Below are 7,784 nucleotides of genomic sequence, written 5' to 3' on the forward strand. Positions count from 1 at the left end.
GCGGCCAGTGCGTCGTCGACCGCGCGGTCGCCGGTGGTCGGGTGCCCGGTCGGCGTCGGTTCGGGTGTCGCTTCGGGTGTCGCTGCCGAGGGGGTCAGTTCTTGGTCCACAGGTGCTCCAGATCCGGGATGGTGGCGGCGATGTGGTCCGGCCGCAGTTCTTCGGGGACCTGCTCGACGTCGGCCTCCTGGGACACTCCGGTGAGCACCAGAGCGCTGCGGATCCCGGCCCGTGCCGCTCCGGCGATGTCGGTGTCGAGGCGGTCCCCGATCATGAGGCACTCCTCCACCGGCAGCCCGAGCCGGCGCACGGCGTGCTCGTAGGCGGGGGCGTGCGGCTTGCCGACCACCTCGGGGCTGGCACCGGTCGCCGAGGCGACGGCTGCCAGCAGCGAGCCGTTGCCGACACCGAGACCTCGTGCCGTGGGGATCGTGCGGTCGTCGTTGGTCGCCAGCCAGCCGGCCCCTTCGCGGATGGCGTAGGCGGCCTCGGAGAGGGCCAGTGCGTCCACGGACGGCCCGTAGCCCTGCACGACCATCCCCACGGTCAACGGCTCCCCGTCCTCGTGGCTCTGCCGCACCTCTCCGGGTCCGACCTGCCCCAGACCCGCTTCTGCCAGGGCGATGGCGACGCCGGAGCCGCCGACGGCCAGGATCGTGCTCCCCTCCGGGAGCGTCTCGTCCCCGGAAGCGAACCGGTCGGCGAGGACGGCGGCCGCCACCTGAGATGCGGTCAGGACATCGTCGGCGCCGGTGGGCAGCCCGAGTGCGGTCAGGTGCTCGGCCACGTCCTGCGGTGTGCGGGAGGCGTTGTTGGTCATGAAGAGAACCCGGACGCCGGCCTCACGGGCCGCGGAGAGTCCCTCGACCGCACCGGGGCACGCCTCGTCGCCGCGGTAGACGACACCGTCCAGGTCGCACAGCAGCCCCCGGACGGTCATGCCTTCCTCTCCCCCGGATCCTGCGCTCCATCTCCGGACCCCGGCGCGCGATCACGCTCTCCGTCGACCTGGCGCCCGGCGTCACGCTCGGGCTGGGTCTCAGACTCGGACTGGGCGTCCGGCTCGGGCTGGGCGTCCGGCTCGGGCTGGGCGTCAGGCTCAGGCTGCGGGTCGCCGGTGAGGTCGACGAAGATCGGCTCCTCCTCCTGGCCGAGCAGCTCGGCCGCGTCGGTCTCGCCGAGAGCGTCGACGTCGGCGGCCTTGCGATACCACTCCAGAGCCTCCTCCTCCCGGCCGTCGGCCTCCAGCGCCGCGGCGTAGGCGTAGCGCAGCCGGGCCGCCCACGGGGCCTTGGGGCTGCCGGCCATGGCCAGGTCACGCAGGTGCTGGACCGCCGCGGCCGACTGACCCAGGTCGAGACGGGCACCGGAGACGACGATCGCCATCTCGATGTACTCGGCGGGCTCCAGCCGGGAGGCCTCACGGGTGGCGGCCAGCTCGAGCGCGCGCTCCGGCCGGCCCAGGCCTCGCTCGACATCGGCCATGAGCGGCAGGAGATGGTCGAGCCCGGAGATGCGCCGGGCCGTCCGGAACTCGGCGAGGGCCTTGGCCCACTCCTGACGGCGGTAGTGCACGACGCCCAAGGTCTCGCGCACACCGGCGACCCGGCCGGCACGCTTGGCCGCGGCCTCCGCGTGCGCCAGCGCGATGTCGAACTCCTCGGCATCCAGCGCGCGCCCGACGGCCACCAGGTGGCGTGCCACGCCTTCGGCGTTCTCCTTGCTGAGCGTCAGGAGTTCGTGGCGCAGCTCCTTGGACAGCTCGCCCGCCTCGATGTCCTCGGGGATCTCCGGCTCCCGCACGCGCGGCGGACGGTCCTGCCAGTCGCGACGGGGGCGGCGGTCGTCGCCATCCCGACGAGGACCCCGGTCCTCCCACTCCCGGCGGGGACCACGGCCCTGACCATCGCTGCGGGGGCCACGGTCTTCCCAGTCGCGGCGCGGGCGACGCTCATCACCATCGCGGCGCGGGCGACGCTCATCACCATCGCGGCGCGGTCTGCGGTCGTCGCCATCACGACGGGGTCCGCGATCTTCCCAGACACGACGGGGGCGACGCTCATCACCGTCACGGCGCGGTCTGCGGTCGTCGCCATCACGACGGGGACGGCGATCCTCACCCTCGCGACGGGGACCCCGGTCCTCCCACTCCCGGCGGGGACCGCGGCTCTGGCCGTCACGGCGGGGACCACGGTCGTCCCGCCGGCCCCCCTGGTTGCCACGGGGACCCCGCGGACGGTCCTGGCGACGTCCGTCACCACGCTCTTCAGCCACGAGTACTGCCTTCCTTGCCCCTGTGGGGCTCGATCTGGGGCCGGACATGCGAATGGGCCCTGACCAACACTCTGTGTCGATCAGGGCCCATCCTAGAAGTGTGGTCCGGCGGTGTCCTACTCTCCCACACCGTCTCCAGTGCAGTACCATCGGCGCTGTCAGGCTTAGCTTCCGGGTTCGGAATGTGACCGGGCGTTTCCCTGACGCTATGGCCGCCGTAACATTATCGAGTTGTTCGAACATCTAGCCCGGGGGCGTGTTCGTATCCCGAGAGACCGTACAGTGGACGCGTAACATCTTTGTTGTTTTATGTTGTCGGCTTATTAGTACCGGTCAGCTCCACACATTACTGTGCTTCCACATCCGGCCTATCAACCCAGTAGTCTAGCTGGGAGCCTCTCCACCCCGAAGGGTGATGGAAACCTCATCTTGGAGTGTGCTTCCCGCTTAGATGCTTTCAGCGGTTATCACGTCCGAACGTAGCTAATCAGCGGTGCCCTTGGCAGGACAACTGACACACCAGTGGTTCGTCCATCCCGGTCCTCTCGTACTAGGGACAGCTCTCCTCAAGTTTCCTACGCGCGCAGCGGATAGGGACCGAACTGTCTCACGACGTTCTAAACCCAGCTCGCGTACCGCTTTAATGGGCGAACAGCCCAACCCTTGGGACCGACTCCAGCCCCAGGATGCGACGAGCCGACATCGAGGTGCCAAACCATGCCGTCGATATGAGCTCTTGGGCAGGATCAGCCTGTTATCCCCGGGGTACCTTTTATCCGTTGAGCGACGGCGCTTCCACAAGCCACCGTCGGGTCACTAGTCCCGACTTTCGTCTCTGCTCGACATGTCTGTCTCACAGTCAAGCTCCCTTGTGCACTTACACTCGACACCTGATTGCCAACCAGGCTGAGGGAACCTTTGGGCGCCTCCGTTACCTTTTAGGAGGCAACCGCCCCAGTTAAACTACCCACCAGGCACTGTCCCTGATCCGGATCACGGACCGAGGTTAGATATCCAGAACGACCAGAGTGGTATTTCAACGTTGACTCCACAACCACTGGCGTGGCTGCTTCACAGTCTCCCACCTATCCTACACAAGCCGTACCGAACACCAATACCAAGCTATAGTAAAGGTCCCGGGGTCTTTCCGTCCTGCTGCGCGTAACGAGCATCTTTACTCGTAGTGCAATTTCGCCGAGTTCGTGGTTGAGACAGTGGAGAAGTCGTTACGCCATTCGTGCAGGTCGGAACTTACCCGACAAGGAATTTCGCTACCTTAGGATGGTTATAGTTACCACCGCCGTTTACTGGCGCTTAAGTTCTGAGCTTCGCGCTTGCGCGCTAACCCGTCCCCTTAACGTTCCAGCACCGGGCAGGCGTCAGTCCGTATACATCGTCTTTCGACTTCGCACGGACCTGTGTTTTTAGTAAACAGTCGCTTCTCCCTGGTCTCTGCGGCCCTTGACGCTAACCCGCTAGGGGTTTCACGCCGCGGGCCCCCCTTCTCCCGAAGTTACGGGGGCATTTTGCCGAGTTCCTTAACCACGATTCACTCGATCGCCTTGGTATTCTCTACCTAACCACCTGAGTCGGTTTGGGGTACGGGCGGCTAGAACCTCGCTAGAAACTTTTCTTGGCAGTATAGGATCGCCCTGCTTCCCGCATACGCGGTCACTATCAAGCCTGAGGCACTGATGGGGCGGATTTACCTCTCCCCGGCCCTGCGCTCTTGGACGTGGACAACCATCGCCACGCGGAGGCTACCTTTCTGCGTCCTTCCATCGCTTACCTACTACACGCTCGGGTCACGCGCTAGACCGCCACGACCTCCACCCGAAGGTGAAGGGGATGCGACGGCTTCGGGCGTTTAGCATCACATGATTCGGTATTGGGCGGTTCTTCGCCGGTTCCGGAATATCAACCGGATGTCCATCGACTACGCCTGTCGGCCTCGCCTTAGGTCCCGACTTACCCAGGGCAGATTAGCTTGACCCTGGAACCCTTGGTTATTCGGCGGAAGAGTTTCTCACTCTTCATTCGCTACTCATGCCTGCATTCTCACTCGTGTCGGCTCCACACCTCGATCACTCGGGCGCTTCTCTGCCGACACGACGCTCCCCTACCCAGCAACACGCCTGGACCCACACAAGTGTGGGCCGAGCAAAGTGTCACTGCCACAGCTTCGGTGGTGTGCTTGAGCCCCGCTACATTGTCGGCGCGGAATCACTTGACCAGTGAGCTATTACGCACTCTTTAAAGGGTGGCTGCTTCTAAGCCAACCTCCTGGTTGTCACAGCAACTCCACATCCTTTCCCACTTAGCACACGCTTAGGGACCTTAGCTGATGATCTGGGCTGTTTCCCTCTCGACTACGAAGCTTATCCCCCGCAGTCTCACTGCCATGCTCTCACTTACCGGCATTCGGAGTTTGGCTGACGTCAGTAACCCGGTGGGGCCCATCAGCCATCCAGTAGCTCTACCTCCGGCAAGAAACACATGACGCTGCACCTAAATGCATTTCGGGGAGAACCAGCTATCACGGAGTTTGATTGGCCTTTCACCCCTACCCACAGCTCATCCCCTCAGTTTTCAACCTAAGTGGGTTCGGGCCTCCACGCGGTCTTACCCGCGCTTCACCCTGGCCATGGGTAGATCACTCCGCTTCGGGTCTAGACCCAGCGACTATGATCGCCCTGTTCGGACTCGCTTTCGCTACGGCTACCCCACACGGGTTAACCTCGCCACTGAGCACTAACTCGCAGGCTCATTCTTCAAAAGGCACGCCGTCACCAGACCGCAGTCCAGCTCCGACGGATTGTAGGCACACGGTTTCAGGAACTATTTCACTCCCCTCCCGGGGTACTTTTCACCTTTCCCTCACGGTACTTGTCCGCTATCGGTCACCAGGGAATATTTAGGCTTAGCAGGTGGTCCTGCCAGATTCGTACGGGATTTCTCGGGCCCCGTACTACTTGGGTGGTGCGATACGGAGTCGACAATATTTAAGCTACCGGGGTATCACCGTCTACGCCAGGCCTTTCCAGACCCTTCGCCTATACCATCGATTTCTTACTCCGCGCACGCGTGTCAGCACGTGCACACACACTCCCACAACCCCTCGCCTGCAACCCCTGACAGGTCATCACACAGACAAGGTTTAGCCTCTTCCACTTTCGCTCGCCACTACTCACGGAATCACATGTTGTTTTCTCTTCCTGTGGGTACTGAGATGTTTCACTTCCCCACGTTCCCTCCACACACCCTATATATTCAGGTGCGGGTGACTGGCGATGAAGCCAGCCGGGTTTCCCCATTCGGAAATCCTCGGATCAATGTCTGGTTATCGACTCCCCGAGGCTTATCGCAGATTCCTACGTCCTTCTTCGGTTCCTGGTGCCAAGGCATCCACCGTGCGCCCTTAAAAACATAAAAGCCACAAAGATGCTCGCGTCCACTGTACAGTTCTCAACATACGACCAGGCCAACCCCCACCGGCCCCAGCAACCAAGCTGGAACAAGCAAAGGCCCCGGACAACCAGAGACACCCAACCCCTCCACGACCCCGCCCAGGCCAGCACAACAGCCGGCACCACGAAGCCACGACAAAGGGGCCCGATCCCTCAGGACCCAACAACGTGTCAGCACCACCACCCACCAGCGACAGCCCCAGCTTTCCCCACCCCCAAAGAGGCCGTACTCACCAACCGGGCCACCACCAACAGCGGCAGCGACAGAATCTTGATGTTCCACCCAGAGCAACCCACCGTGGGACACTCGCCCACGCAGCAGGCCACAAAACCCACCCGACAAAACAGCCGGGGGGCGTGATGCTCCTTAGAAAGGAGGTGATCCAGCCGCACCTTCCGGTACGGCTACCTTGTTACGACTTAGTCCCAATCACCAGTCCCACCTTCGACAGCTCCCTCCACAAGGGTTGGGCCACCGGCTTCGGGTGTTACCGACTTTCGTGACTTGACGGGCGGTGTGTACAAGGCCCGGGAACGTATTCACCGCAGCGTTGCTGATCTGCGATTACTAGCGACTCCGACTTCATGGGGTCGAGTTGCAGACCCCAATCCGAACTGAGACCAGCTTTAAGGGATTCGCTCCACCTCACGGTTTCGCAGCCCTCTGTACCGGCCATTGTAGCATGCGTGAAGCCCAAGACGTAAGGGGCATGATGATTTGACGTCATCCCCACCTTCCTCCGAGTTGACCCCGGCAGTCTCCTATGAGTCCCCACCATCACGTGCTGGCAACATAGAACGAGGGTTGCGCTCGTTGCGGGACTTAACCCAACATCTCACGACACGAGCTGACGACAACCATGCACCACCTGTATACCGACCTTGCGGGGCACCCATCTCTGGATGTTTCCGGTATATGTCAAGCCTTGGTAAGGTTCTTCGCGTTGCATCGAATTAATCCGCATGCTCCGCCGCTTGTGCGGGCCCCCGTCAATTCCTTTGAGTTTTAGCCTTGCGGCCGTACTCCCCAGGCGGGGCGCTTAATGCGTTAGCTGCGGCACGGACCCCGTGGAATGGGACCCACACCTAGCGCCCAACGTTTACGGCGTGGACTACCAGGGTATCTAATCCTGTTCGCTCCCCACGCTTTCGCTTCTCAGCGTCAGTAGTGGCCCAGAGACCTGCCTTCGCCATCGGTGTTCCTCCTGATATCTGCGCATTCCACCGCTACACCAGGAATTCCAGTCTCCCCTACCACACTCTAGCCTGCCCGTACCCACTGCAAGCCCGGAGTTAAGCCCCGGGATTTCACAGCAGACGCGACAAACCGCCTACAAGCTCTTTACGCCCAATAATTCCGGACAACGCTCGCACCCTACGTATTACCGCGGCTGCTGGCACGTAGTTAGCCGGTGCTTCTTCTGCTCCTACCGTCACAAAAGCTTCGTCAGAGCTGAAAGAGGTTTACAACCCGAAGGCCGTCATCCCTCACGCGGCGTCGCTGCATCAGGCTTTCGCCCATTGTGCAATATTCCCCACTGCTGCCTCCCGTAGGAGTCTGGGCCGTGTCTCAGTCCCAGTGTGGCCGGTCACCCTCTCAGGCCGGCTACCCGTCGTCGCCTTGGTAGGCCATTACCCCACCAACAAGCTGATAGGCCGCGAGTCCATCCCATCCCGATAAATCTTTCCACCCCATACCCATGCAGGTTGGAGTCATATCCAGTATTAGCACCGGTTTCCCGGAGTTATCCCAGAGGAAAGGGCAGGTTACTCACGTGTTACTCACCCGTTCGCCACTAATCCACCCAGCAAGCTGGGCTTCATCGTTCGACTTGCATGTGTTAAGCACGCCGCCAGCGTTCGTCCTGAGCCAGGATCAAACTCTCCGATAAAAACCCTTAGATCCCTAAAAGAGAGCCAAGAACCTGACAAAAACCACCAGCACCCACCGCGGGGGGCGACAAGCACCAGTGGCCAAACAAAACAATACTTGGCATCAAAAAACTGACACGCTGTTGAGTTCTCAAGGATCGGACACACACC

Annotated in this window: 2 protein-coding genes and 3 rRNA genes; all 5 read right to left on the reverse strand. The window is 61.9% G+C overall.

The genetic code is table 11. The features are described 5' to 3' along the window. Window positions 1-94 precede the first annotated feature (94 nt). The gene (locus ACTMMA_RS17225) at window positions 95-940 is read right to left on the reverse strand and encodes an HAD-IIA family hydrolase (RefSeq protein ID WP_441191336.1); all 846 of its coding nucleotides are present in this window, start codon (window positions 938-940) and stop codon (window positions 95-97) included. Then, entirely contained in the window at window positions 937-1,803 is an 867-nt protein-coding gene (locus ACTMMA_RS17230; protein WP_441191337.1) for a tetratricopeptide repeat protein, read from the reverse strand. The genes ACTMMA_RS17225 and ACTMMA_RS17230 overlap by 4 nt, the downstream gene beginning before the upstream one ends. 574 nt (window positions 1,804-2,377) lie before the next feature. Further along, a 5S ribosomal RNA gene (gene rrf / locus ACTMMA_RS17235) occupies window positions 2,378-2,494 on the reverse strand. Window positions 2,495-2,577: 83 nt separating this feature from the next. Continuing rightward, window positions 2,578-5,706: ribosomal RNA gene (locus ACTMMA_RS17240) — 23S ribosomal RNA — on the reverse strand. Between the two features lie 406 nt (window positions 5,707-6,112). Next, a 16S ribosomal RNA gene (locus ACTMMA_RS17245) occupies window positions 6,113-7,633 on the reverse strand. Together the 16S, 23S and 5S rRNA genes form the textbook arrangement of a ribosomal RNA operon. Between the last annotated feature and the right edge of the window lie 151 nt (window positions 7,634-7,784).

The organism is Ornithinimicrobium panacihumi, from assembly GCF_052073805.1.
Lineage (GTDB): Bacteria > Actinomycetota > Actinomycetes > Actinomycetales > Dermatophilaceae > Ornithinicoccus > Ornithinicoccus panacihumi.

Excerpts from the sequence above, each read along its gene's own strand:
- ACTMMA_RS17225 (WP_441191336.1), bottom strand. The coding sequence starts at position 940 with ATGACCGTCCGGGGGCTGCTGTGCGACCTGGACGGTGTCGTCTACCGC.